At 60.3% G+C, this 24,900-nt stretch carries 25 protein-coding genes; 18 read left to right on the top strand and 7 right to left on the bottom strand.

Annotated features, from left to right (window positions below):
- Positions 1-16: 16 nt before the first annotated feature.
- Both HG264_RS13110 and HG264_RS13115 read right to left on the bottom strand, forming a co-directional pair.
- A complete protein-coding gene (locus HG264_RS13110; RefSeq protein ID WP_169408087.1) occupies positions 17-970 on the bottom strand; it encodes a homoserine kinase in 954 nt (317 codons plus the stop codon).
- 8 nt (positions 971-978) lie between these two features.
- Positions 979-1,263 carry a DUF2782 domain-containing protein gene (locus tag HG264_RS13115; protein WP_169408088.1) on the bottom strand — a complete coding sequence of 95 codons (285 nt, stop codon included), beginning with the start codon at positions 1,261-1,263 and terminating at the stop codon, positions 979-981.
- 92 nt (positions 1,264-1,355) lie between these two features.
- Here HG264_RS13115 and polA point away from each other — a divergent pair, with 92 nt between their 5' ends.
- On the top strand, positions 1,356-4,097 hold the full coding sequence (gene polA, locus HG264_RS13120; protein WP_169408089.1) for a DNA polymerase I: 2,742 nt from the start codon (positions 1,356-1,358) through the stop codon (positions 4,095-4,097).
- A 251-nt stretch (positions 4,098-4,348) separates the two neighbouring features.
- Here polA and yihA read toward each other — a convergent pair whose 3' ends face one another.
- On the bottom strand, positions 4,349-4,996 hold the full coding sequence (gene yihA / locus HG264_RS13125; RefSeq protein ID WP_169408090.1) for a ribosome biogenesis GTP-binding protein YihA/YsxC: 648 nt from the start codon (positions 4,994-4,996) through the stop codon (positions 4,349-4,351).
- Between the two features lie 268 nt (positions 4,997-5,264).
- Between yihA and HG264_RS13130 the strand changes: the two genes are divergently transcribed.
- From HG264_RS13130 to HG264_RS13155, 6 genes are all read left to right on the top strand, one after another.
- Complete coding sequence (locus HG264_RS13130) at positions 5,265-5,873, top strand: cytochrome c (RefSeq protein ID WP_169408091.1); 609 nt, start codon at positions 5,265-5,267, stop codon at positions 5,871-5,873.
- Positions 5,874-6,083: 210 nt separating this feature from the next.
- On the top strand, positions 6,084-6,722 hold the full coding sequence (locus tag HG264_RS13135; RefSeq protein ID WP_169408092.1) for a thiol:disulfide interchange protein DsbA/DsbL: 639 nt from the start codon (positions 6,084-6,086) through the stop codon (positions 6,720-6,722).
- A gap of 211 nt (positions 6,723-6,933) precedes the next feature.
- Positions 6,934-7,761: an endonuclease/exonuclease/phosphatase family protein gene (locus tag HG264_RS13140; RefSeq protein ID WP_169409133.1), complete on the top strand. Its 828-nt coding sequence runs from the start codon at positions 6,934-6,936 to the stop codon at positions 7,759-7,761.
- Between the two features lie 199 nt (positions 7,762-7,960).
- Positions 7,961-8,842, top strand: a complete 882-nt coding sequence (locus tag HG264_RS13145; protein ID WP_169408093.1) for an N-acetylmuramoyl-L-alanine amidase — start codon at positions 7,961-7,963, stop codon at positions 8,840-8,842.
- A complete protein-coding gene (locus tag HG264_RS13150) occupies positions 8,842-10,071 on the top strand; it encodes a nucleoside recognition domain-containing protein (protein ID WP_169408094.1) in 1,230 nt (409 codons plus the stop codon). The genes HG264_RS13145 and HG264_RS13150 overlap by 1 nt, the downstream gene beginning before the upstream one ends.
- 819 nt (positions 10,072-10,890) lie before the next feature.
- Positions 10,891-12,228 (top strand): ribonuclease J, encoded by a 1,338-nt coding sequence (locus HG264_RS13155; RefSeq protein ID WP_169408095.1) that lies wholly within the window; start codon positions 10,891-10,893, stop codon positions 12,226-12,228.
- 454 nt (positions 12,229-12,682) lie between these two features.
- Here HG264_RS13155 and HG264_RS13160 read toward each other — a convergent pair whose 3' ends face one another.
- The gene (locus HG264_RS13160) at positions 12,683-13,978 is read right to left on the bottom strand and encodes an FAD-binding oxidoreductase (protein ID WP_169408096.1); all 1,296 of its coding nucleotides are present in this window, start codon (positions 13,976-13,978) and stop codon (positions 12,683-12,685) included.
- Positions 13,979-14,216: 238 nt separating this feature from the next.
- Here HG264_RS13160 and alr point away from each other — a divergent pair, with 238 nt between their 5' ends.
- Positions 14,217-15,287, top strand: coding sequence for an alanine racemase (gene alr / locus HG264_RS13165; RefSeq protein WP_169408097.1), 1,071 nt, complete (start codon positions 14,217-14,219; stop codon positions 15,285-15,287).
- Between the two features lie 91 nt (positions 15,288-15,378).
- A complete protein-coding gene (locus tag HG264_RS13170; protein ID WP_169408098.1) occupies positions 15,379-15,927 on the top strand; it encodes a cupin domain-containing protein in 549 nt (182 codons plus the stop codon).
- Positions 15,928-15,957: 30 nt separating this feature from the next.
- On the opposite strand, the gene HG264_RS13175 is transcribed toward HG264_RS13170, so the two are convergent.
- Positions 15,958-16,512 carry a DUF4136 domain-containing protein gene (locus HG264_RS13175; RefSeq protein WP_169408099.1) on the bottom strand — a complete coding sequence of 185 codons (555 nt, stop codon included), beginning with the start codon at positions 16,510-16,512 and terminating at the stop codon, positions 15,958-15,960.
- A gap of 293 nt (positions 16,513-16,805) precedes the next feature.
- On the opposite strand from HG264_RS13175, the gene HG264_RS13180 reads away from it, so the two are divergent.
- A complete protein-coding gene (locus HG264_RS13180) occupies positions 16,806-17,651 on the top strand; it encodes a BON domain-containing protein (protein ID WP_169408100.1) in 846 nt (281 codons plus the stop codon).
- A gap of 114 nt (positions 17,652-17,765) precedes the next feature.
- Entirely contained in the window at positions 17,766-17,933 is a 168-nt protein-coding gene (locus HG264_RS13185; protein WP_169408101.1) for a DUF1328 domain-containing protein, read from the top strand.
- Positions 17,934-17,976: 43 nt separating this feature from the next.
- Here HG264_RS13185 and HG264_RS13190 read toward each other — a convergent pair whose 3' ends face one another.
- A complete protein-coding gene (locus HG264_RS13190) occupies positions 17,977-18,903 on the bottom strand; it encodes an NAD(P)/FAD-dependent oxidoreductase (protein WP_169408102.1) in 927 nt (308 codons plus the stop codon).
- A gap of 71 nt (positions 18,904-18,974) precedes the next feature.
- Positions 18,975-19,346, bottom strand: coding sequence for a glutathione S-transferase N-terminal domain-containing protein (locus HG264_RS13195; protein WP_169408103.1), 372 nt, complete (start codon positions 19,344-19,346; stop codon positions 18,975-18,977).
- Between the two features lie 107 nt (positions 19,347-19,453).
- On the opposite strand from HG264_RS13195, the gene HG264_RS13200 reads away from it, so the two are divergent.
- The 7 genes from HG264_RS13200 (at position 19,454) to HG264_RS13230 (ending at position 24,899) form a co-directional block, all read left to right on the top strand.
- Complete coding sequence (locus tag HG264_RS13200) at positions 19,454-20,191, top strand: spermidine synthase (protein ID WP_169408104.1); 738 nt, start codon at positions 19,454-19,456, stop codon at positions 20,189-20,191.
- Positions 20,188-20,532 carry a YajD family HNH nuclease gene (locus tag HG264_RS13205; protein WP_169408105.1) on the top strand — a complete coding sequence of 115 codons (345 nt, stop codon included), beginning with the start codon at positions 20,188-20,190 and terminating at the stop codon, positions 20,530-20,532. The genes HG264_RS13200 and HG264_RS13205 overlap by 4 nt, the downstream gene beginning before the upstream one ends.
- A gap of 47 nt (positions 20,533-20,579) precedes the next feature.
- Complete coding sequence (locus HG264_RS13210; RefSeq protein ID WP_256663675.1) at positions 20,580-21,482, top strand: arsenic resistance protein; 903 nt, start codon at positions 20,580-20,582, stop codon at positions 21,480-21,482.
- Between the two features lie 130 nt (positions 21,483-21,612).
- The gene (locus HG264_RS13215) at positions 21,613-22,476 is read left to right on the top strand and encodes an alpha/beta fold hydrolase (RefSeq protein WP_169408106.1); all 864 of its coding nucleotides are present in this window, start codon (positions 21,613-21,615) and stop codon (positions 22,474-22,476) included.
- Positions 22,477-22,486: 10 nt separating this feature from the next.
- A complete protein-coding gene (locus HG264_RS13220; protein ID WP_169408107.1) occupies positions 22,487-23,239 on the top strand; it encodes a 5-oxoprolinase subunit PxpA in 753 nt (250 codons plus the stop codon).
- On the top strand, positions 23,236-23,943 hold the full coding sequence (pxpB, locus tag HG264_RS13225; protein WP_169408108.1) for a 5-oxoprolinase subunit PxpB: 708 nt from the start codon (positions 23,236-23,238) through the stop codon (positions 23,941-23,943). The genes HG264_RS13220 and pxpB overlap by 4 nt, the downstream gene beginning before the upstream one ends.
- On the top strand, positions 23,940-24,899 hold the full coding sequence (locus HG264_RS13230; protein WP_169408109.1) for a biotin-dependent carboxyltransferase family protein: 960 nt from the start codon (positions 23,940-23,942) through the stop codon (positions 24,897-24,899). Before pxpB ends, HG264_RS13230 begins: the two co-directional genes overlap by 4 nt.
- The last annotated feature ends 1 nt before the right edge of the window (position 24,900 follow it).

Raw genomic sequence — 24,900 nt, forward strand, 5'->3', positions numbered from 1 at the left:
GCGACAACTGCCGGGATCAGCCTGAGACCGGCAGCTCTACCTCAACCCGGCGGTGATTCGCCAGAATCGCCTGGAAATGATCCGGGTCCTTGATCAACACGCCTTCATGCTCGGCATGCGCCCGCGCTGCAATTTCTCTGGAGAGCCAGAACCGCAGCGCGGCGATGCGTAACATGTGCGGCCAGCACTCGGCCTCCACATTGGTGAAAGGACGGTGCGCGGCGTACGCCTTGAGCAGGGCGTCTGTGCGGGCCGGGTCGAGTTGATTGGCATCGTCCAGGCACCAGTCATTCACGCTTATGGCTACGTCATAAAGCGTCGAGCCGCTGGCAGCGTTGTAGAAATCGATCACGCCGGTCAGCTCATGGCCTTCGAACATGACGTTGTCGCGGAACAGATCCGCGTGCAGGACGGCCTGCGGCAGGGCAGGCCTGAACGAGGCGAACTGTTCAAGGGCGTGCAGAGCCTCGTCAAGCAGTGCGGACGCGTCGCCCGATGCAGACTGGCGTAGCAGTGCGGCTTCGTGCTGCATCCACTCGACACCGCGATCGGTTTTACGGGCAAGGCCGCAATCGGCGCTGACCGCATGCAAACGCGCCAATATGTCACCCACAGCGCTGCAATGGCTGGCATCCGGTTGCTGCACATGTGAGCCCGGCAGACAGGGCTGGAGCAGTGCCGGTCGACCATTCAAGCTGCCTATAGCCTGTCCCTGCCGATCCGGGATGGCGTAAGGCACCGGCAGCGCTGCCTGGTGCAGGCACTCAAGCAGCGCAACGAAAAACGCCAACTCATTCACCGGACCGCGCTCAACAAGGGTGAGCACAAACTCGCCGCCCTCACAGGTCACGAAGAAATTGCTGTTCTCGCTGCCGCCGTCGATGCCCCTGAAATCAACCAGCTCACCCAGCTCGAAGCGGTGCAGGAACTGCTCAAGCTCGGCGCGGCTGACCGGAGTGAATACCGACATGAGTTATCTCACCACTCGAAGATCTTCCAGGATGGGATACGCATGCCTTCAGGCTGATCGCTACGGGTGAAGTTGCCTTCGTCATCCACGGCTACCAAAAAGTAGGGCGCACCGACCTTTGGAGTAACTTTGACGGCATAGAGAAAGCCATTGACCCGATACTCCTCAACGGTGCGGTCGCCTTCCTGACGAATGGTTACGTCCGGCTCTGCAGTAATCTGATCCTGTGCCATGAGCGGCAGGCTCACTGCCAACACTGCGGCGCCCAACCAACGGTTTACTCTGCGTGACATGTTACTCTTGCCCCTTGCCCGGAATGATCGGAATGTCCTTCTATTGCTGACCATTCTAGCCCTTTTTACCTTTGGATACGTTGACCTGACGCATGACTGATAATGCACCTCTGATCCTGGTGGATGGCTCGTCCTACCTGTACCGCGCCTTCCACGCCCTACCGCCACTGATGACCTCCACCGGCAAGCCGACCGGCGCAGTGAAAGGCGTGCTGAACATGCTTAACAGCCTGCGCAGGCAATATCCCCACAGCCCCTTTGCCGTCGTGTTCGATGCCAAGGGGCCGACCTTCCGCGATGAGCTGTTCGAGAGCTACAAGTCCCACCGCCCGCCCATGCCCGATGATCTGCGCGTTCAGATCGAACCGCTGCATGCCAGCGTGCGCGCCTTGGGCCTGCCGCTTTTGTGTGTAGAGGGCGTCGAAGCCGATGACGTGATCGGTACGCTGGCGCGCCAGAGCGCAGCGGCGGGCCGGCCGGTGATCATTTCCACCGGCGACAAGGACATGGCACAGCTGGTCGATGAGCACATCACCCTGGTCAATACCATGAGCGGTACAGTGCTCGACATTGCCGGCGTGCATGACAAGTTTGGCGTCGGGCCGGAATGCATCATCGATTATCTGGCGCTGATGGGGGACAAGTCCGACAACATTCCGGGCGTACCGGGCATCGGCGAGAAAACCGCCCAGGGCCTGGTTACCGGGCTCGGCGGCGGGCTCGATGTCATCTATGCCAATCTGGAAAAGATACCCGAGCTGCCAATCCGCGGTGCCAAGAAACTGGCCGACAAGCTGGTCGAAAATCGCGAGATGGCTTACCTGTCCTATCAGCTGGCGACCATCAAGGTGGATGTCGAACTGGAGCTGCGCGCCGACGCGCTGATGCCCGGCGAACCCAACCGCGAGGCGCTCATCGAGCTGTACCAGCAACTGGAATTTCGCAACTGGCTGGACGAACTGCAGCGCGAAGCCAAGGCCGCCGACGACGCCATACCCGGCCTTGCCAAGGCGGAGACCGTCGAGCCACATTACGAAACCATTCTGGAGAAAGCCGACTTCGAGCGCTGGGTCGATAAGCTCAAGGCCGCTAAGCTGTTTGCCTTGGATACCGAGACCACCAACCTCAACGCACAACTGGCTGAGCTGGTCGGGATCTCGCTGGCGGTCAACCCGCATGAGGCCGCCTATATTCCACTCGGGCACAGCTATATGGGCGTGCCGCAGCAACTCGACCGCGACTATGTATTGGCGACACTCAAGCCGTTGCTTGAGGATTCCTCGCGCGCCAAGGTCGGGCAGCATTTCAAATACGACATGAATATCCTCGCCCACTACGGCATCGATGTTTGCGGCGTGTCCTATGACACCATGCTCGAGTCCTACGTACTGAATTCAACGGCCAGCCGCCACGACATGGACAGCCTGTCGCTGAAGTACCTCGGCCACGGCACCATTCGCTTCGAGGACGTCGCCGGCAAGGGCGCGAAGCAGCTGACCTTCGACCAGGTCTCGCTGGAGCAGGCCGGGCCTTATGCCTGTGAAGACGCGGACATCACGCTGCGTCTGCATCAGACGCTGCTGCAAAAACTGTCCGCTACGCCGTCGCTGGTGAGCGTGCTCAAGGATATAGAGATGCCGTTGGTGCCTGTGCTGGCGCGCATCGAGCGTTATGGCGCATTGGTCGACGGGCAGCTGCTGGGCGTTCAGAGCCGCGAATTGGGCGAGAAGATGCTCGAGCTGGAACAGCGTGCACACGAGCTTGCGGGACAGCAGTTCAACCTCGGCTCGCCCAAGCAGCTGGGTGTTGTGCTGTATGAAAAGCAGGGCCTGCCGGTCATTTCCAAGACCGCCAAGGGCCAGCCCAGCACAGCCGAATCAGTGCTCGCCGAGCTGGCGGAGCAGGGCTACGAGCTGCCTCAGGTGATCATGCAATACCGCACGGTGAGCAAGCTCAAATCCACCTATACCGATCGACTGCCGGAGCAGATCAATCCGCGCACCGGGCGTATCCATACCTCCTATCATCAGGCGGTTACGGCAACCGGCAGGCTGTCATCATCCGATCCGAACCTGCAGAATATTCCGATCCGTACCGCTGAGGGACGGCGCATTCGTCAGGCGTTCATCGCGCCCGAAGGCTACAAGGTGCTGGCGGCGGACTACTCTCAGATCGAGCTGCGCATCATGGCGCATCTTGCCCAGGACGACGGCTTGCTGGATGCCTTCAGGCATGACCGCGACGTACACCGCGCCACGGCGGCTGAAGTATTCGGCGTCTCGCCTGAGGAAGTCAGCAACGACCAGCGCCGTAGCGCCAAGGCGATCAACTTCGGCCTGATCTACGGCATGAGCGCCTTTGGCCTGGCCAAACAGCTTGGCGTGGGTCGCAAGGAAGCCCAGGAATACATCGACCGCTACTTCGCACGCTATCCCGGTGTTCTCGGATATATGGAGCGCACCCGTCAGCAGGCCGGCGATCAGGGCTATGTCGAAACCCTGTTCGGCCGCCGGCTGTATCTACCGGAGATTCATTCGCGCAATCAGGCGCTGCGCAAGGGCGCCGAGCGCACGGCGATCAACGCGCCTATGCAGGGCACCGCCGCTGATATCATCAAGCGCGCAATGATCACGGTAGATAACTGGCTTGCCGAATCCGGACTGGATGTGCGGGTCATCATGCAAGTGCACGACGAACTGGTTCTCGAAGTACGTGAGGATCTGGTCGAAGACATCCGCGCCGGCCTGTGCGAGCGCATGAGCGCCGCTGCCTCGCTGGACGTGCCACTGGCGGTGGAAGTGGGGGTAGGCGACAACTGGGACGAGGCGCACTAACCAGTGCGCTGCTCTGCAGGCTGCGCCAGCCGTGGCCTGCAGAGAATATCTAAATTTTTTTGCGTTCCTGTTGAACTTTTTCGGAACCCTTCCGGTCAGAGCTTATGAATGGCCAGTCAAGCCTTTCTTGCTCCTTAGATGTGATTTTAGTGTTGGCAGAAAAACCCGGGCACCCTTTCCTAGCACAGCCCGGTCGTTAAACCCCGATCCTTCCCTCCCCATAGAAGCTCGGGGTTTTTTTTGGCCGCGATTTACTCCGCTGCCCCATCCTCGCCGTCGTCTTCTTCACTGAAGAACCACACATCAAGCACTTCGTATGCTTCTTCCAGCCCCTGACGCTTGGGTGCCGAGAACAGCTGTACCGTCGCCCGGTTGCCATATTCCTTGCGCACTGTCGATTGCACCTTGAGCAGCACATTCTTCGCTGCGCCATACGCCAGCTTGTCCGCCTTGCTCAGCAGGATATGCGCGGGCAGACCGCTGACATCCGCCCACTCGAGCATCATCCGGTCAAAATCCGACAATGGATGGCGGATGTCCATCACCAATACCAGGCCGACCAGCGAATCCCGCTGTGTCAGGTAGGCGTCGAGGTGCTGCTTCCAGTGTTCCTTCAGCGCCAGCGGGACCTTGGCATAACCGTAGCCGGGTAGGTCAACCAGTCGGCGTTGTTCATCCAGTGCAAAAAAGTTTATCAGCTGGGTGCGGCCTGGGGTTTTCGAGGTTCTGGCCAGACGTGCATGGGTCAAGGTGTTCAGGGCGCTGGATTTGCCCGCATTGGAGCGTCCGGCGAAGGCCACTTCATAGCCGACATCCATGGGACATTGGTCGACCTGGCTGGCGCTTTTGATGAACGTGGCTCGTTGGCAGAGAGAAACAAGGGGTGTAGCTGAGGACATGGACGATCCATTGGGGCTGACGGGGCTGATGACATTCACCTGAGCCGGTAGCTTAGTATATACTGCTGCGGTTTTATATCCTGAAAGCGTAACTGCGACAGTATGGACATTGCTTCGCTTCCGAGCGACCGATAGCATGGCGTTGGCAAACCGACCTCTGCTTCATTTATCGAGCAATAACAAACGAGGCGGTCTGTCCTAGAGCGCGTTGCAGACCGCAGCGACGGGTACAGCCCACACATTCTTTTAGCCGTAATTGGATTAGCCGATGAATAAATTACTCGTGAGCCTGGTGTTATCTCTCGGTGTGGCCGGTTCGGCCCATGCACTGGAAGGCAACGCCGAAGCGGGACAGGGCAAGGTCGCCGTTTGTGGCGCCTGTCATGGCCCGGACGGAAATAGCCCTCTCCCGAATTTCCCCAAAATTGCCGGTCAAGGCGAACGCTATCTGTTCAAGCAGTTGGTGGATATCAAGGAGGGCGCTCGAGTAGTTCCGGAGATGACTGGCATGCTGGACCCGTTCAACGAACAGGAACTGGCAGACATCGCGGCTTATTTTGCTGAACAGACCGCGACCAAGGGCGTGGCTGATCCCGATCTGGCCCAGCGTGGCGAAGAGCTGTATCGCGGCGGCAACCTGGAAGTTGGCCTGCCTGCCTGTACCGGCTGCCATTCTCCGACTGGCCAGGGCATCGATACAGCCGGCTTCCCGCAACTGGCTGGTCAGCACGCTCAGTACACCGCCAAGCAGCTGGTTGATTTCCGTGAAGGCGATCGCACCAACGACGGTGAGGCGCGCATCATGCAGACCATCGCCAGCCGCCTGAGCAACCGCGATATCGAAGCTGTTTCAGATTACATTCAGGGTCTGCGATAAGCCCTGATGTATTGCCATCTGTAACGGCAGGCTTCAAAAAAAGGGTGGCTTCGGTCACCCTTTTTTGTCCCTGCGGACGTTACAGTGGTTATACGAAGCAGGCAGTGATTCAAATTACCTCCGGCCCGCGTTGCGTTGCCGGGCGATATCAGGGAAGCTCTGAACCCATCGGAAATCCTTGAATACCAGCGTTCTGTACAGGAGAACTACATGCGCGCGATGTTATCAGTTGGTCTGATCTGGCTCTTGGGCTGTTTCGCCATGGCCGCGACCGCACAGGAAGCTACCCGCTACCAGGAAGGCAAGCACTACGTGAAGCTGCCAAGCCCGGCACCCGTGGAAGAGCCCGACAAGATCGAAGTCGCCGAGCTGTTCTGGTATGGCTGCGGCCACTGTTTCAGCTTCGAGCCGATCATCGGCGAATGGAAGAAAGACCTGCCAGAGGACGTCCATTTCCGTCCCGTTCCGGCATTCTTTGGTGGCGCCTGGGATACCCACGGGCAGCTGTATTACACCCTGGATAGCCTGGACAAGCTTGATGAAACCCACACGGCTGTCTTCCAGGCGATGCACAATCAAAAGAACCGCCTGGCTGATCAAGAGGCCATGATCAAGTTCCTCGAGCCCTACGGCATTACCGGAGAAGAGTTCACCAAGGCGTGGTCTTCCTTCGGCGTGCGCGCCAAGATCGAGCAAGCCAAACGCCTGGCCAAAGCCTACCGCGCCAGTGGCGTACCGACGCTGATCGTCAACGGCAAATACCGGATCGAAGGCGGCATGGCCGGCAGCTTTGAGGATATGCTGAAGGTTGCAGACTACCTGGTCGAGCAGGAGCGCAAGGCGCTTTAACCGCTCCGTTTCTGGAGCCTGGCGAGCTACCACACAGAGGAGGGATGACCGGCAAACGATGCGGCTCATCCCGGCGGCCTGAACGGCCCCTTCTCTTGCGGCTTGCGCTTTCGGACCAGGGACTGGCCACGCAGTATTACCACGATGGCTACGAGGGGGTTGAATGATCGCAGCGGGAAATATCACCACAAAACGCTCTACCCATGGCGCCATGGCGCCGGCCAGCCTGCGCACCAATCCGCACTGTGCACGCTGCGAACAAACTCTCCCCGAAGTTTTGCGCCTGCTCAGCTTCAACATCCAGGTTGGCATCAATACCCAGCGTTACCGCCACTACGTGACCCGCAGCTGGCAGCACCTGTTACCCCACGCCGGACGCAATAGCACGCTGGATATGATCAGCCGCATCCTCAACGACTTTGATCTGGTTGCGTTGCAGGAAGTCGACGGCGGCAGCATGCGTTCAGGCTACATAAACCAGGTCGAGCATCTTGCCCGCGAAGGTCAGTTTCCCTACTGGTACCAGCAACTCAACCGTAACCTCGGGCGCTTTGCCCAGCATTCCAATGGCCTGTTGAGCCGTTATGCGCCGCATTTCCTTGAGGACCACAAGCTACCCGGCGTCTTACCCGGTCGCGGCGCTATCCTCACCAGCTTCGGCGAGGGGCCCGCATCCCTGCTGGTAGTCATGATGCACCTGGCGCTAAGTCCGCGCACCCGCGCCAACCAGCTTGCTTACATCCGCGAACGCATCGCTGATCACAAGCACGTGGTGCTGATGGGCGACATGAATACCCACGCCGAGGATCTGCTGGAAAACTCGCCGCTGCGTGATTCAAAAATGCACACGGCTACCCTGCCAGGCACCTATCCGAGCTGGAAGCCAGCACGGGTACTCGACCACATTCTGCTCAGCCCGAGCCTGTCCATTGAGCAGGTTGACGTGCTGCCCCATCCCATCTCTGACCATCTACCCGTGTCGATGCATATCCGTCTGCCATCCGGCCTGTGCGTACCCGCCAGTTCGGTGGGCAGCTGACCGGCAGATCATCTGCAGACACCCTCGCATTAGCTAACGGACATGCTAGGCTAGCCATCGATTTCCGCGGGCGTTCGGGCCGGTGCCGCTTCGTTACGGCCGCGTCGATTTCCCGTTCGGCTTGAACAAAACGTGAGGAGTGAAGCGTGTTCAGCACATCCATGTGGGCTAACCGGAGACAGACCGGCAAGGGGCCCTGGTGAAATTTACGGCACTGTTTTTTCTCGTCACGCTCCTGATTGGCTGCACCAGCGGCCCCCGCATCGACACCCGCCACCAGTCCCACAGCCAGGACAGCCGTGTGCGTTATGTCGTGTTGCATTACACCTCGTCCGGCTTCGAGCGGTCGCTGAACGCCCTGACCCTGGGCCCTGTCAGCAGCCACTATCTGATTGATGAAAATCCCGCCACTATCTATCGGCTCGTAGAGGAAGATCGCCGCGCCTGGCATGCGGGCGAAAGCAGATGGCAGGGACGCACCTACGTCAACGGCATATCCATCGGCATCGAGCTGGTACATAAGGGATTTATTGAGACGCCCGAGGGCAGGCGCTGGTATCCGTGGGAGCAGGAGCAGATCGATAATTTGATCATTCTGCTCAAGGACATTCTTCAGCGCCACGATCTGGCACCGGAACAGGTTGTGGGTCACAGCGATGTTGCGCCGCAGCGCAAGGTTGATCCCGGCCCGCTGTTCCCGTGGCTGCAACTCGCGGAGGCGGGCGTATCAATCTGGCCGGATGCCGATGCGGTAGCGCTTTATCAGGCGCAACTGGCCGGGCTGACTCCGTCAGTTAGCTGGTTCCAGCAAACCCTGGCCGGCTTCGGTTACGAGGTCCCGCAAACCGGGCTGCTCGACAAGGCTACACTGAATGTCATCGCGGCCTTTCAAATGCGCTTTCGACCGGCACGGTATGACGGCCAGCCCGACACCCAGACGGCAGCCATACTCGCGGCGCTGGTACCCACCGCAGCGGAATCGCCCCTCTGGTGTGCGTACAAGCCGACACCTGAAAGCACGAGGCCGCCCTGTCTGCTGCCGCTGCTCGACTCAAGCCCCATGCAGGATATTCTTGACTGATGCTGAACGGAATCTGGCTCGGCTTCTTTACCACTGCGTTCGCTGCCGCGCTCTGGCAATGGCTGGGTGTCGGCGATAGCGAAGTATTCAGCCGTCTGGTGGCGTCACTCTTCGATATGGCGCGGTTGAGCGTCGAAATCGTCCTGGTGCTGGTCGGCACCATGACCCTATGGCTGGGCTTCTTGGCGATAGCAGAAAAGGCCGGACTGATACGAGTGCTGGCACGCCTGCTGGATCCACTGTTCCGTCGACTGATGCCCGACGTACCCAGCGGCCACCCGGCACTGGGGCATATCACCATGAATTTCGCCGCCAATGTGCTGGGGCTGGATAACGCTGCCACACCTATCGGCCTCAAGGCCATGCATGCGCTGCAAAGCCTGAACCCGAACAAGGAAACCGCCACCAACGCGCAGATCCTGTTCCTGGTACTGAATACCTCGTCACTGACACTGCTACCGGTCACCATCTTCATGTACCGGGCGCAACAGGGTGCGGCGGATCCGACGGCGGTGTTTCTGCCGATTCTGCTGGCGACCACGGCCTCGAGCCTGGTGGGTCTGTTGTCCGTGGCGGTCATGCAACGCTTGCGGCTGTGGGACCCGGTGGTGCTCGCCTATCTCCTGGGTGGCGCACTCGCGCTGGGCGCGCTGCTGGCTACGCTCGCCGGTATGTCTGCGCAGGCACTGAGCGCCACCTCGACACTGGTCGGCAATCTCACGCTGTTCGGCATCATCATGGTGTTCTTGCTGGTCGGTGCACTGCGCAAGGTAAACGTCTACGACACCTTTATCGAGGGTGCGAAGGAAGGCTTCAGCTTCACCATTTCGCTGCTGCCGTTCCTGGTGGCGATGCTGGTGGCAGTCGGTGTGCTGCGCGCCAGCGGCGTGCTGGATGCCGGCCTGGACGGCATTCGCTGGGTGGCGGATGCGCTGGGTTGGGATACGCGCTTCATCGACGCGCTGCCCACCGCTTTTATCAAACCGCTATCGGGCAGCGGGGCCCGTGCAATGATGATCGAGACCATGGATACCTTCGGTGTCGACAGCTTCCCGGCACTGATGGCGGCAACCTTCCAGGGCAGTACCGAAACGACTTTCTACGTCATCGCCGTGTACTTTGGCGCGGTCGGCATCCGCCGCGTCCGTCACGGATTGGGCTGCGCGCTGCTGGCTGATCTGGCGGGGATGCTCACGGCCATAGCAGTCTGTTACTGGTTTTTTGGGTAGCCTGCGGGGTCTCATCGCAGCTCGCGATGAGATTGGGATCTGGCGCATCGGCTGCATCGGGCCTCCCCTGGGATTGGCGTGCGCCTGCGCGCCGATAAGGTTTGATACCAGGCCTGGTGTTCTGCAGAGGCTTTGGCGTAGCGCGGGCGCGCTACACCCCCAGGCCCGTTGCGCCATCGCTCATATTAAAGATCCAGCGCAGCCGCTCGGACAAGCTTCCCTGGGGTTGGCGTGCGCCTGCGCGCCGACAGGGTTTGATACCAGGCCTGGTGTGCTGCAGAGGCTTTGGCGTAGCGCGGGCGCGCTACACCCCCAGGAGCGTTGCGCCAACGTTCATATCAAAGATCCGGCGCAGCCGCGCGGACAAGCTCCCCCGGGGTTGGCGTGCGCCTGCGCGCCGACAAGGGTTTGATACCAGGCCTAGTGTGCTGCAGAGGCTCTGGCGTAGCGCGGGCGCGCTACACCCCCGGGCCCGTTGCGCTGTCGCTCATATTAAAGATCCGGCGCAGCGGACTGGACAAGCTCCCCTGGGGTTGGCGTGCGCCTGCGCGCCGACAGGGTTTGATGCCAGGCCTGGTGTTCTGCAGAGGCTTTGGCGTAGCGCAGGCGCGCTACCCCCCAGGCGCGTTGCGCTATCGCTCATATCAAAGATCCGGCGCAGCCGCTCGGACAAGCTCCCCTGGGGTTGGCGTGCGCCTGCGCGCCGACAGGGTTGGTACCTTGCATAACATTGACCTGCAGACGGCCAACAGCCCCCTTTCCTGCGCGCCCTGAATCATCTGTTAAGCTGTCAAAACAGCCTCACAAAGGACCGCGCCGATGTCTGCACCCCGTTTTGACCAGCTTCACCGCGAGCCAGGCCCCTTCTTCGTTGCCCTGGGGGGCGCCGGCATGTTCGGCGCCAATTTCTATCTGTACGGCTCGGCTGGCGAATGGATAGCGGTGGACTGCGGCTTCGCCCTGCAATCAGCGCCCGGCGGCGCTACACAGGTATCGATTCCCGATATCAGCGCTCTCGAACGTCACGACATCAGGCTTTCGGCGATCCTGATAACACATGGGCATGAAGACCATATCGGCGCGATTCCCTACCTGTGGCGACAGCTGGACTGCCCTCTTTATGCCAGCCCGTTCACCGCAAGGCTGATCCGTAACAAACTGGACCCAGCCCTCAGCTGGCCAACCCTGCGCGAGATCAAGCCACTGCAACCGGTGGGTATTGGCGCTTTTCAGGCTGAATGGATACCGGTTACCCACTCGATTCCGGAGTCACACGCCATTGTGCTCGACGTCGCGGGCAAACGCCTTTACCACAGCGGCGACTGGAAGCTGGACCCGCAGCCGGTCGTGGGTGGATTGACCGCGCAGGGCCGACTGCAAGCAATTGGCCGCAGCGGCGTCGATGTGATTATCGGCGACTCCACCAACGCGCCTACTGCCGGATCCAGTTATTCCGAAGCAAGCGTACAGAACGGTTTGCTCGATACCATTAGGGATTGCCGCAAGCGGGTCATCGTTACCTGTTTTGCCAGCAACCTTGCCCGCCTGCATAGCCTCGCGGAAATCGCCTTCGATACCGCGCGTTATGCAGGCCTGCTCGGGCGCAGCCTGCTGACCATGCACCGCGCCGGGCGCGCACATGATTATCTCAGCGCCCGACCAGGCTTTATCGATCCCTGGGAGTTGGGCTATCTGCCCCGCGAGCAGCAGTTATGGATCTGCACCGGCAGTCAGGGCGAACCGGCTGCAGCGTTGGGCAGGCTTGCCAGCGGTAGCCATCCGCACCTGTCCCTCGAGGAAGGCGACACCGTGGTGTTTTCCTCGCGGCTGATTCCAGGTAATGAGGAATCCTTGGCGGCGATCAAATCAGGCTTGATGGAGCAGGGCGTAACAGTCATTGATGACGACATGGCACCCATTCACGCCTCCGGCCATCCGCCGCAGGAAGATTTGCGTCAGTTGTATGGATGGCTGAACGCGCGATATCTGCTGCCGGTGCACGGCGAGCCTTATCACCAGCAGGCTCACCTCAAATTCAGTCGCGACCTGGGAATGAGCGGTACGGTGCCGGCCAATGGCGATCTGATAGACCTGCGCGGACGGCCTTGCAAGGTGGCGCAGATGTCTACAGGATTGGTTGAGATTCAGCGGGATTGAGGTCGCTGGTCTTCAAACCCGAATCCCCCCTAGCCCCCCTTTTTCAAAGTGGGGAACTGGTCCGAGCGGCTGCTGACTGTTGAATTCTCAGCGATAGCCAGTCGGCTGGACAAGACAAGTGCGGGATAGCAGTACCAACATTTCCCTTCAGTCCGAGACACGGAGCCGACTGCCAGCATGCCGCTCTCAGTGATAACTATCTGTCAAAACAACACAAACACGACAAGCCCGCACGAACGTCTCGCTCAACTGCCAGCTAGCCGCTCCTAGGGATCGCTAGTTGTCAGAACAACACAAACGCGCCAAGTCCGCGCGGCCAGCATGTCGCTTGCTGCGATAGCTCTATCTCAGGCCAACACAGACACCCCAAGCCCGCACGAACGTCCCCCACTTTGAAAAAGGGGGGCTAGGGGGGATTCGCTTTTAGGAACATGCGCTTTTCAGCAGCGCCCAATCAAACCAGTTCCTTGACCTTCTGCCACAACATGCCCAGCGCCAGCAGCGGGGCGCGGAAGCGGTCGCCGCCAGGGAAGGTCATATGGGGAATCTGGCTGAACAGGTCGAATCCGCGACTGGCCTGCCCGGTAATGGCTTCAGCCAGAATTCTTGCCGCCAGGTGCGTGGCGTTCACGCCGTGTCCCGAATACGCCTGCGCATAGAACACATTGGCCTGCCCGGACACTCTGCCAACCTGCGGCAAACGGTTGGCACCGATGCCGATCATGCCGCCCCATTGATAGTCGATTTGCACGTCGGCCAGCTCGGGAAACACTTTCAGCATCTTCGGACGCATATAGGCGGCGATATCCGCGGGATCACGGCCGGTATAGTGGCAGGCACCGCCGAATAACAGGCGGCGGTCGGCCGACAACCGGTAATAGTCCAGCCCCACCCGTTGATCACATAGCGCCATATTCTGCGGGATCAGCCGCTGCGCACGCGCTTCGCTCAGGGGTTCGGTGGCGATGATATAACTGCCCGCCGGGATGACCGTGCCGCTTAGCTGTTCGTCCAACTTGCCAAGGTAGGCATTGCAGCCGATCACCAGCTGCTGCGCGCGTACCGTGCCGCCAGCCGTGTGCACGGTGACAGTCGCGCCATACTCGATACGGGTCACCCGGGAGTTCTCGAACAGCCTGACGCCCAGGCTCTCAGCCGCTGCGGCCTCGCCCAGCGCCAGATTGAGCGGGTGCAGATGACCGGAGCCCATGTCGCTCATGCCGCCGACATATACATCGGAGCCGACCACGCTGCGCATATTGTCCGGCTCGATGATGCGTAGCTCATGCGCGTAGCCGAGGGATTCCAGATCGGCTTTTTCCTCGCGGAACTGCTCCAGGTGGCGGGGTTTGTTGGCCAGATCGCAATAGCCCCAGGTCAGATCGCAATCGATATCAAATTCAGCCACGCGGTCCCGCACGATCTGCACCGCCTCGATGCCCATGCGTTTGAATTCGCGCACACCTTCAGCGCCGACCTGGTTTTCAAACTGTTCCAGATCATGGCCCACACCGCGGATCAGCTGCCCACCGTTACGTCCGCTCGCGCCCCAGGCAATCTGGTGCGCCTCCAGCAGAATGACCGAGAGTCCGCGCTGCGCCAGCTCAATAGCTGTATTCAGCCCGGTGAAGCCGCCGCCGATGACGCAGACGTCGGCCTGGGTATCGCCTTTCAGTTCAGAGAAGGCGAGGGATTTGCTCGGTGTGGCGGCGTAATAGGAAGGCGCATGATGATCGGTATGACAGAGCATAAGACGGTTCCGTTGAGAGCAAGGAACCTCTGGAGAACTGCTGCGCTCGGCCAGGCTGCCTGCTACTGACCTTCGCTCGCCAGGTTCTCCAGAGGTGTCTGAAGACAACATGCTGACCAAAATACCCGATCCCGCTGCGCCAGGTACAGAAAAGGTCCGCTGCGATCGATGCCGGGCGTCCACGCACTCGCTCTGGTCTGCTAATCTAGGCGCCTGCCGTCCTTCGGAAAACGCCGCCATGCGCCCAGCCCACGCCCTGATCAATCTTGCCAATCTTCGCCATAATTACCTGCTTGCCAAACAGCTTTCCCCAGCCAGAGCTCTGGCCGTGGTGAAGGCCAATGCCTACGGCCATGGCGCGGTACGTTGCGCGGAGGCGCTGGCTGATCTGGCGGACGGGTATGCGGTGGCCTGCATCGAAGAAGCATTGCAGCTGCGCGAGGCGGGACTTAAGCATCCGATATTGCTACTGGAAGGCTGGTTCGAAGCCAGCGAGTTGCCACTGATTGCCGAGCAGCAGTTGTGGGTCGTGGTGCACCATCATGGGCAGCTGGCGGATCTTGAGCAGGCCAACCTGAGTCAACCGATTCACGTGTGGCTTAAACTGGATACCGGTATGCATCGGGTGGGCTTTACGCCTGATGAGTATCCGGCGATATGGCAGACGCTGCAGACCAATCCGCAGGTCGCCAGCCTGACCAAGATCACCCACTTCTCACGCGCCGATGAACCCTCCACGGGACGTACCGAGCAGCAGTTGGAGGTTTTCGAGCAGGCTACACGAAACCTTGAGGGGCCACGCAGCCTGTGTAACTCAGCTGGAGTGCTGGCGTGGCCGCAGGCACATGGCGACTGGTTGCGCCCGGGCATCATGCTGTACGGCGCCACGCCCTTCGATTTCGCACAGGACAGCGCAACCAACCTCAAACCGGTCATGCAGCTGGATTCGAAAATCATTGCTGTACGCGAAGTGCCGGCCAACGAGCCCATTGGTTACGGTTCGCGCTTTATCACCACCCGTCCCACGCGCGTGGGTGTGGTCGCCATGGGCTATGCGGACGGTTATCCACGTCACGCCCCGGACGGCACGCCTGTGCTGGTTGACGGCCTGCGTACTACCCTGGCCGGGCGCGTATCCATGGATATGCTGACCGTTGATCTGACCGATCTGCCCGACGCCGGACTCGGCAGCCAGGTCCGTCTGTGGGGGGAGGGTTTGAACGCGAGCGAAGTGGCAAGCTGGGCGGGCACCATTCCTTACCAGCTGTTCTGTAACCTGAACCGGGTACCTCGTCATTATCAGGACTGAGTCGCGTTGAAAATTCCGAACGGGCGTGCAATGATCCGCCTCACTTCGCCCCTCAGTATTGATCTGCTCTCGTTTCCGGAGGATTCCGACCTTGGATGTTGGCGCCCGACTCAAAACCATTCGGAAGCTGAAGGGTTTATCCCAGCGTGAACTGGCCAAACGTGCCGGCGTCACCAACAGCACCATCTCCATGATCGAAAAGAACAGCGTCAGCCCCTCTGTGAGCTCTTTAAAGAAAGTGCTCGCGGGCATCCCCATGTCGCTGGTGGATTTCTTCTCCTCGGAGGCGGAACAGGTGAACCAGCGCAAGGTGATCTTTCGCAGGGATGAGCTACTGGAGATTGGTTCGGGCCAGGTCTCCATGAAGCTGGTGGGTAAAAGTCATCAAAACCGGGCTTTTTCGTTCCTCAACGAGACCTATCCACCCGGCTCTGACACCGGGCCGGATATGCTCAACCACGAAGGCGAGGAGGCCGGAACGGTGGTTGCCGGCAAGCTGGAAATCACCATCGGCAGCGAGGTGTACATACTCGACACCGGCGACAGCTACTATTTTGAAAGCAGCCAGCCGCATCGTTTCCGCAATCCCTTCGAGACTCCCTGTACGCTGATCAGCGCAACCACGCCGGCGAATTTCTAGCTACCGGAGCGAGTGGGATTCCGGCTCCGATCAATAGGGCGGATAGGCCTCCAGCACCTGCCGCGCCATTTCATGGGTAGTCTGGATGCGATCGGTGGGTGATCGCTGGCGCTGATTCAACACCTCGCTGGTGCTGCCGCGCCAGACCAGCTTGTCGTCTGCAGCATCAATCAAATCGATCTGCATAGTCGCCACATCGTAGGTGACTGTGCGAGTCTGGGCCATTGGCCCCATCATGCCCCAGCCCCAATAATAGTGACCGCCACCGTAGTGAGTGGTCACGTTGTCCTGCCGCTGCTCAACAATCATGTACACCCGCACCCGCACATCCGGCTCGCCGTCATTGGACGGACGCAGGCCGCGCGCATCCAGCTGGGCGCTAACCGCGTCCTTGATTCGCTGCGTGGTCAGATCGCTGGTAATGCGCGGATCATCAGCCGGCCGGTAGCTGACCGCTGGCTCGCTCCAGCTCCAGTCACGATATTGAGTGAAGTCACGGTTGCTGTCGAAGTCGCGCTGGCCCTGTGTGGTCTGACAAGCGCCAAGCAGCAACACCAGGGACATCGGATAAAGAAAGCGCAACATGTTGCTACTCCGCTGGCAATGCCGGCCCTATGGCCTGCTCTTAACCTTGAGATATAGCAGAGATGATCGCCCCGGCAAATGTCCTCGGGCGCGGCGCGGCGTGCGTCGTTCACAGCAATTCCGTGCAATCTGCATGCAGGCATACAGCCATCTCGTGCAGAGTGCATAAGCAGGCATAGCTGGCGTTTTCGTAAGCGGTTGAAACTTAATGAAAAACGCTCAAGTCAAAGTGGCACGGGGATTGCCATGTTCCTTAAGCAGTTCAAAACGGATCTGATAGAAGAGGAATCGCCATGTATAAGTTGGAACAACTTGCCATTGCCACCGCGACCGCCGGTCTGGTCGTTCTTTCGCCAATGGCTGCCCATGCCGATGACAGCGACATGAATCGCCAGCTGGACGATGCGCGCGCGGAAGGCTCTGTCTCGACCGCCATCGCCACCAATCGCAATCTCAGCCCTTTCTCGATTGACGTCGACGTGGAGGGCAATACCGCGGTCCTGACCGGCGAGGTTGAGTCAGAAGTTGAAAAAGACCTGGCCGAACAAATCGCAGCGGACATCGACGGTATCGAAAATGTCGACAACCAATTGCAGGTGGGCAAAGAAGGGGATCACAGCAAGGCTGGCGAACGAACCCTGGCTGACCGCATGAGCGATACGTCCGCCACCGCCACCATCAAATCCAAGCTGCTCTGGAACAACAGCACGGAAGGTCTGGATATTCATGTCGACACCGAAAACGGCGTGGTCACGCTGACCGGCGAAACGGATTCGTCCGCTTCCAAAGAGCTGGCCGAACGCCTGGCCGAGGACACTGACGGCGTCCGGGAAGTGCGCAATGAGTTGCAGGTAACCGGTGAGGACGCCACCGAGACAGAAGAGGGCACGGTCGCCGAAACAGCGGACGATGCCGGCAACGTCATCAGTGACGCCTGGATTACCAGCAAAGTGAAGTCGAGCTACCTGTTCAGTCGCAGTCTCAGCGGTCTCGATATTTCAGTTGATACCAACAACGGCAAGGTCGTGCTGGAGGGCTCGGTGGATACTGATGCAGAAAAGGATCTGGCTGAGCAAACCGCGAAGAACATTCGCGGTGTAAAGGAAGTCGACAGCTCGGCGCTAAGCGTGGCCGAGTAACGGCGTCGGGCCGGACGGTCGCGGAACAACCTGATTGGCCGCCCGGTCCTAATAAACAGAGTGACGTACGCAACCAAGACCAACATCAGCCTCTCGACTTCGAGGAGAACTGCCATGCTCAGCTGGGCTATCACATTCCTGATTATCGCGATTATCGCCGCCGTGCTCGGCTTCGGTGGCATAGCCGGTACCGCAACCAGTATCGCCAAGATCCTGTTCGTCGTGTTCCTGGTGTTGTTTGTCATTTCGCTGGTCATGGGGCGCCGCGGCCCCAAACCCTGAGATCGTGCGGCGCCCGTAGTAATGCGGGCCGCCCCTTTTTTGCTTATTCGACCCGACGCCAGGGATTGTTTTCCAGCCGATTGTGCACTGCAGTGGCGGCCTGGGCAGCCTGCCCAATCGCCACGCTGATCTGCTTGAGCCCCGCCACCACGTCGCCCACTGCGTACAACCCGTCAACGGATGTCTGCTGATGCCCGTCCACGATCAGCGCGCCGTCTTCGTCCTGCTCAGCATCCAGATCCTTGACCAGCGCGGCACGACAGGTATTGCCAAGGTTCGGGTAGATGATATCGAACAGGCATTGCTTGCCCTCGACGGTGGTTACCTGGATGCGATCATCTTCGCTCAGACATATCCGACTCACCCTGTCACTGATCAGCCTGATACCGTAGCGCTCGGCTTTGGCCAGCGCATCGTCACAGGCATCCGGCTCACCATGAACGATCACTGTTACCCGGTCGGTGAAGGTGCGTAAGAACACCGCATGATTGATGGCATTCTCAGCCTCGCCATACACCGCAATATCGTCGCCGTTCACCTCATAGCCGTCACAAATGGCGCAGAGCCGGACGATCCCGGAAGTGATTGCCCGGTCTATATCAGGCATTTCCGGCAGGATATCCTCGATACCCGTGGCCAGGATCACGCTTCTGGCGGTGATCGCCCGGCCATCTATATGCGCCTCGAAGGCATCACCTTTGCGCCCAAGACGCTCGACCGTTCCCGTCTCTATACGGGCGCCGTATTCAAGTACCTGGGTACGCAGCCGGGACAGCAGCTCCGGGCCGCTTATACCCGGAGGGAAGCCGGGGTAATTGTGGCTGGTAGGGATATAGGAAGCGCGGCTGGCACCTGCGTCGACGATCAGGCAGCGTCGGTGAAAGCGCGCCAGATAGATGCCGGCGGTCAGCCCTGCAGGCCCACCACCGACGACCAGACAATCGACTTCTGTTGCGGATATCTCGGACATAACGCTTCCTCGGCTGAATCACCGGTAGAAAACCATTGTCCGGGGAAGTTCGCCGCCTGCATGGGCTTCATTCAGGCGGCAGTGAAGCGACCCTCGAGGTAACTGACGATTGCCTTGGAGTCGTACAGCCAGGTTGTCTTGCCATCGTCGTTGATACGCAGACAGGGCACCTTGATCCGTCCGCCCTGTTCAAGCAGCGTCTGGCGGTCCTGTTCGTTGTTCTTTGCATCATGCAGCGCCACCGGCACATTCAACACATGCAACTTGCGGCGCACCTTGACGCAGAACGGGCAGGCCTTGAACTGATAGAGCGCGAGATCCTTTGCGGCCTCGCTGACCGCTGCCTGAGCCTCGGGCGAGCGCTTCATCCGTGGCGGCCGCGTGATGTAATCACCCGCCACGATCAGATTACCCAGGCCGATTCTGACTGCCTTCATGATCATCGAAACACACCTTGAACAGTAAAGAGGGCGCACAGCTTACGCGATTGCCGCGCGGCCAGGCCAATCGGGCATAATCCGCTCATACGCTCGCTAACCGGAATGCATTCATGAAGCGACACCTGCTGCTCGACACCGCCCCCATCCCCAACACCGCCGAGGCCCTGTGCCTGTTCGAGTACGGGGAAGATTTCGTTATCAAACTGCAGAGCGGCAAGGGCGGGCAGTTGATGAACACCCGCATGCACGGCTCCGAAGACGCGTTGGCAGAAATTCCCTGTCGTTCACTGGCCGGACGCAGTGAGGTCCGCGCGCTGATTGGCGGACTGGGGATGGGTTTCACGCTGGCCTCGGCGCTGCGTCATCTTGCGTCCGATGCGGAGGTGATTGTGGCCGAGCTGGTGCCCGGGGTGATCGAATGGAACCGGGGCGCGCTTGGCGCGAAGGCCGGCAATCCGCTGGACGACCCGCGCGCCCGGGTATTGAATGAAGACGTTGCGGTGATCCTGCAGGACAGTGCGGGCCGCTTCGATGCGATCATGCTGGATATCGACAACGGCCCGGAAGGCCTGACCCGCAATACCAATAGCTGGATCTATTCTCTGGAAGGCCTGCGCGCCTGCGCCCGGGCATTGCGAACCGGTGGGATGCTGACCGTCTGGTCGGCCAGCGCCGATCGGGATTTTTCCAATCGACTTGGCAAGGCGGGTTTTCGCGTGGAGGAACGTCAGGTCTACGCGCATGGCAATCGCGGCGCCAAACACACCATCTGGGTCGCCACACCCAAGACGGCTTCCAGACCAGGCCGGGCAACTCAGACATCAATAGCAACGAGGGCAGGGCAATGACATCCACCAAAAGTACCCGCGCCAGCCGCGAAGCCAGTTATCGTGAGAAAGCGCTGAAGATGTATCCGTGGGTCTGTGGCCGTTGCGCCCGCGAATTCGATGGCAAGCGCATCGGCGAGCTGACCGTTCACCACCGCGATCACAATCATGACAACAATCCTGAAGACGGCTCCAACTGGGAGCTGCTCTGTCTGTACTGCCACGACAACGAACACTCCCGCTACACAGACCAGCAATATTTCACCGAGTCGTCCACCGCGACGCCGCAGACCGGCAAGGCCACCCACAAGGCGTTTGCTGATCTGGCGTCGCTGCTGAAGAACAAGGACGCAGATTCCTGAAACGTATAACGCTTGAGCAGCATCAGGTCTGGGTCTATCTCACCGGATTGCTGACCGGTATCACCCTCGGCAGCCTGTTTCCCGGTACAGCCGCATTGCTGGAAACCTTGATCTGGCCCGTCCTGGCTGTATTGCTGTACGCAACCTTTTTGCAGGTACCGCTACTGCACGTGCGCCAGGCGTTCCGTGACCGGCGCTTTGTCAGTGCCGTGCTGACCGGCAATTTCGTGCTGATGCCTTTGGTAGTCTGGGGTCTGGTGCAATGGCTGCCTGATAATGCGGCGCTGCGGCTCGGCGTGTTGCTGGTGTTGCTGGTGCCCTGTACCGACTGGTTTATCAGCTTCACCCAGCTTGGCGGTGGTGATGTGCCCGGCGCCGTCGCGGTAACGCCACTCAATCTGCTGTTCCAGCTGGGTCTGCTGCCGGTGTATCTCTGGGCGATGACTGATTCGCAGTTGACAGCAGTATTGACCCTGGCGGACGTCGCCCCCGCACTATTGGTCGTGCTGTTGCCGCTGCTTGCGGCGGTCCTCAGCGAGCGCTGGATCGAGGCACGCCCCGGCCGCGACTCGGTGCGCGATACGCTGGCCTGGTGGCCCATTCCATTGCTGGGCCTGGTCATTCTGCTGGTTGCCGCGGTACAGGTATCGACACTATACGAAGCCCTGGCCTGGCTTCCCTGGGTAATTCCGGCCTACGTTGCCTACCTTGTCATCGCCGCACTGGTCGCCAGACTGCAGGCTCGGTTATGGCAGCTTCCCGCAAGTCAGGGCCGCACGCTGGCGTTCAGCTTCGGAACGCGCAATTCCTTCGTGGTATTGCCCTTTACCCTGGGGTTACCCAATGGCTGGGAGATCGCAGCGCTGGTCATCGTGGTGCAATCGCTGGTTGAGCTGTTCGGCATGCTCGCCTATCTGCGCTGGATACCCGGCAGGCTGTTCAAATCGTAGAAACAACGATGCGTCTCTCGCCCGAAGCGTTCCCGCCGATAGGAACCCAGGCAGAGGGTTCTGCTAGTATTTCTATCTCCCAGGCGCGCCAGGCCGGTGCGCTGATTATTGTGCAGGCTAAAGGAACCCCATGCAGAACGACGTATTCACGCTGCCGGCACTTGACGGCTATCTTCTCGGCGCCACGCTGTATCCGGCTGAACAACCGATAGGGAAGCTGATTGTCGCCGGCGCGACCGGCGTACCCCAGGGCTTTTACCGACGCTTCGCTGAACACGCAGCGCAACGCGGCTATACCACGCTGACCTTCGACTACCGCGGCGTCGGTCGCTCTGCGCCCGAGACGCTACGCGGATTCGAGATGCAATACCTGGACTGGGCGTATCTGGACCTTGCCGCTGCGGTGAACCATATGAGCACCGGCGACCTGCCGCTGTACATGGTCGGGCACTCCTTCGGCGGGCACGCATTTGGCCTGCTGCCCAATCACCAGCGGGTCAGTGGTTTCTATACCTTCGGCACGGGTGCCGGCTGGCACGGCTGGATGCCGCCGCTTGAGCGGATACGTGTTCAGGCAATGTGGAAACTGGTCGCACCGGTGATCACCCGCACCAAGGGTTACCTGGCGTGGAGTCAGCTGGGCATGGGCGAGGATCTGCCGATGGGTGTCTATCGGCAATGGAAGCGTTGGTGCCGCAATCCGCGTTACTTCTTCGAGGACCCGGACATGACCCATGTGCACCAGAGCTTCGCCAGCGTCACGACACCCATTGTCGCGCTGAATACCACCGACGATCACTGGGCTTCGCCCCGCTCGCGTGACGCCTTCATGTCTGCCTACAGCCAGGCGCCCTATCACCCTGTCACCCTGATACCCGCCGAACGCGGCCTGCCTGCCATAGGGCACATGGGCTATTTCCGCTCCAGTGCGCAGCCTCTGTGGGAGGATACGCTGGACTGGTTCGGATCACTTGAACACCGTCGTGTTGCCTGACGAGGACCGCATGCGAAAGCTTCTGCTGAACTGCGATATGGGTGAAAGTTTCGGCGCCTGGCGCATGGGGCTCGATGAAGAGGTCATGCCGCACGTCGACTGCGCCAACATCGCCTGCGGCTATCACGCCTCCGATCCAGGAATCATGCGTCGCACTGCACTGCTCGCGCTGGAGCATGGCGTGCGCATCGGCGCGCATCCGTCTTATCCGGATCTGGTGGGGTTTGGCCGGCGTTCAATGAAGTGCTCGGCGCAGGAAATCCGCGACATGCTGCTGTATCAGATCGGCGCGCTGGACGGCATTTGCCGCGCCGAGGGCGGCCGTGTGAGTTACGTGAAGCCGCATGGCGCGCTGTACAACGACATGATGCAGCAGCCCGACATACTCCGCGCCGTCATGCAGGCCGCCAGCGATTATGATCCAGCACTGCCCCTCGTGGTCCTGGCGAAGCAGGATAACAACCCCGCCCGCAGCATGGCTGCCGAGTTCGGGCTTGAGCTGATCTTCGAAGCCTTCGCGGACCGCGCCTACGATGCGTCCGGCCACCTTGTACCGCGTGATCAACCCGACGCCGTGCATCAGAGCACTGCACTCATTCTCCAACAATCATTGATTCTCGCCCGCGGCGAGCCACTGCGCGCCTCGGACGGTTCCTCTCTCACATTGACCGCCGATACGCTGTGCGTACACGGTGACAATGCCGAATCAGTAGCCGTCGTCCGGCAGATCGCCGCTGCGCTGGACGCTGCCGCGCGGATATGAAGCTGCGCATCGAACGGGCATCAGTCGACACGCTGATGATCCGCCTGTTTGACCGCATTGAAGAAGGCAACATGCCCTGGTTGCTGGCCGCAGCGCAGCGCTTGCGGTCGCGGTTCGGTAATCAGCTGATCGACCTGGTGCCGTCCTACACCACCCTGATGCTGCACTACGACCTGCGCCAGCTGGACGAGCACGCTGCCTGTACGTTGGTCACCGCCGCACTCGAAGCCTTGCAGCCACTTCCACCTGAGCAGGCCGGCCGCCGACATGAGATCGCAGTGTGGTACGACAAAGCTGTCGGGCCTGATCTTGGTCGCCTGTCAGACCTCACCGGGTTGAGGGTTGATCAGGTGATCGCGCTTCACAGCGGTCACGAATACCAGGTGTTCGCGTTGGGCTTCGCTCCCGGTTTCGCCTATATGGGCTTGCTTGATGAGCAACTCGCCACGCCACGTCTGTCCACACCGCGCAAACGCGTGCCCGCGGGTAGTGTCGCCATTGCTGAACGTCAGACCGCGGCCTATCCCTTGGCCTCCCCTGGGGGCTGGAATCTGGTGGGGCGCACGCCGGCACCGCTATTCGACCGCGACCGGGAGGGCTATAGCTTGCTGCAACCCGGCGATCGCGTACGATTCGTGCCGGTCGAGCGCGCCGAATTTGTCCGCTGGGGCGGCGACGACACGCCCGTACCGGGTGACGCGTGAACAGCCTGATAGTCGAGCGTACCCTCGGTCTGGCCCAGCTACAGGATGGTGGGCGTTTTGGCGTTCGCCATCTCGGCGTTACCCAGGGCGGCGCGCTGGACTGGATCGCCCTGGGTTGGGCCAACTGGCTGCTGGGCAATGCACCGACTGCCTGCGCTCTGGAGATACCAATGGGCGGCATCACCCTGCACTGCGAATCCGACACCACACTGGCGCTAACCGGTGCGGACCTGGCCGTCGTACTGGATGATCAGCCCATCGCCTCCTGGCGCACTTTCAGCGTGCGACGCGGCCAGCGCCTGCAGTTCAATTCACCCCGCAACGGCGTCCGCGCCTACCTCGCCGCACCCGGCGGATTCAGCGCGCCGCTGGTGCTCGGCTCGGCCGCTACAGTGACCCGTGAGGGCCTGGGTGGACTGGACGGCTCGGGACAGGCACTACGTCAGAATGACCGCCTAATTTTCGAAGATTTGGCGAACTCCCCGCGCACCATGCCCGAGGAACACATACCAGCATACGGTCAACCCGCCCTGTTAGAGCTGATACCCGGCGCTCAGATTGCCGGATTTACCGGCGAGTCGTTGTTCAGAGCCTTCAATCACCCATGGCGAATCGACCCCCGTTCCGACCGTATGGGCATCAGGCTGTCCGGCAAGTCTTTACGCTATACAGGTGAGCCACTGATCTCCGAAGGCATCCCCCTCGGTGCCGTGCAGGTACCGCCGGACGGGCAACCGATAGTGCTGATGAATGACCGCCAGACCATCGGCGGTTATCCAAGGCTCGGCGCACTCACGCCCGTTTCGGTGGCACGGCTGGCCCAGTGCGCGACAGGCGATGAGATCCGGTTGGTTGCTGTCGGGCAAGGTAAAGCCAGGAAGGAGATGATTGAAGCCTGGAATGGCCGGCTCTTCCAGAGGGAAGGCCGGCCAAACCAGACCTATCGCGGTGTCTAGC

This window comes from Pseudomonas sp. gcc21 (assembly GCF_012844345.1).
Taxonomy (GTDB): Bacteria; Pseudomonadota; Gammaproteobacteria; order Pseudomonadales; family Pseudomonadaceae; genus Halopseudomonas.

Bases quoted from the DNA above. Each gene is read 5' to 3' on its own strand.
- HG264_RS13195 (WP_169408103.1), bottom strand. From the start codon at position 19,346: ATGATCATGAAGGCAGTCAGAATCGGCCTGGGTAATCTGATCGTGGCG.
- HG264_RS13205 (WP_169408105.1), top strand. From the start codon at position 20,188: ATGACATCCACCAAAAGTACCCGCGCCAGCCGCGAAGCCAGTTATCGT.
- HG264_RS13155 (WP_169408095.1), top strand. From the start codon at position 10,891: ATGTCTGCACCCCGTTTTGACCAGCTTCACCGCGAGCCAGGCCCCTTC.
- HG264_RS13185 (WP_169408101.1), top strand. From the start codon at position 17,766: ATGCTCAGCTGGGCTATCACATTCCTGATTATCGCGATTATCGCCGCC.
- HG264_RS13115 (WP_169408088.1), bottom strand. From the start codon at position 1,263: ATGTCACGCAGAGTAAACCGTTGGTTGGGCGCCGCAGTGTTGGCAGTG.
- HG264_RS13140 (WP_169409133.1), top strand. From the start codon at position 6,934: ATGGCGCCGGCCAGCCTGCGCACCAATCCGCACTGTGCACGCTGCGAA.
- HG264_RS13150 (WP_169408094.1), top strand. From the start codon at position 8,842: ATGCTGAACGGAATCTGGCTCGGCTTCTTTACCACTGCGTTCGCTGCC.
- HG264_RS13190 (WP_169408102.1), bottom strand. From the start codon at position 18,903: ATGTCCGAGATATCCGCAACAGAAGTCGATTGTCTGGTCGTCGGTGGT.
- HG264_RS13220 (WP_169408107.1), top strand. From the start codon at position 22,487: ATGCGAAAGCTTCTGCTGAACTGCGATATGGGTGAAAGTTTCGGCGCC.
- HG264_RS13200 (WP_169408104.1), top strand. From the start codon at position 19,454: ATGAAGCGACACCTGCTGCTCGACACCGCCCCCATCCCCAACACCGCC.
- polA (WP_169408089.1), top strand. From the start codon at position 1,356: ATGACTGATAATGCACCTCTGATCCTGGTGGATGGCTCGTCCTACCTG.
- HG264_RS13110 (WP_169408087.1), bottom strand. From the start codon at position 970: ATGTCGGTATTCACTCCGGTCAGCCGCGCCGAGCTTGAGCAGTTCCTG.
- HG264_RS13135 (WP_169408092.1), top strand. From the start codon at position 6,084: ATGCGCGCGATGTTATCAGTTGGTCTGATCTGGCTCTTGGGCTGTTTC.
- HG264_RS13180 (WP_169408100.1), top strand. From the start codon at position 16,806: ATGTATAAGTTGGAACAACTTGCCATTGCCACCGCGACCGCCGGTCTG.
- HG264_RS13160 (WP_169408096.1), bottom strand. From the start codon at position 13,978: ATGCTCTGTCATACCGATCATCATGCGCCTTCCTATTACGCCGCCACA.
- HG264_RS13215 (WP_169408106.1), top strand. From the start codon at position 21,613: ATGCAGAACGACGTATTCACGCTGCCGGCACTTGACGGCTATCTTCTC.
- HG264_RS13175 (WP_169408099.1), bottom strand. From the start codon at position 16,512: ATGTTGCGCTTTCTTTATCCGATGTCCCTGGTGTTGCTGCTTGGCGCT.
- yihA (WP_169408090.1), bottom strand. From the start codon at position 4,996: ATGTCCTCAGCTACACCCCTTGTTTCTCTCTGCCAACGAGCCACGTTC.
- pxpB (WP_169408108.1), top strand. From the start codon at position 23,236: ATGAAGCTGCGCATCGAACGGGCATCAGTCGACACGCTGATGATCCGC.
- HG264_RS13130 (WP_169408091.1), top strand. From the start codon at position 5,265: ATGAATAAATTACTCGTGAGCCTGGTGTTATCTCTCGGTGTGGCCGGT.
- alr (WP_169408097.1), top strand. From the start codon at position 14,217: ATGCGCCCAGCCCACGCCCTGATCAATCTTGCCAATCTTCGCCATAAT.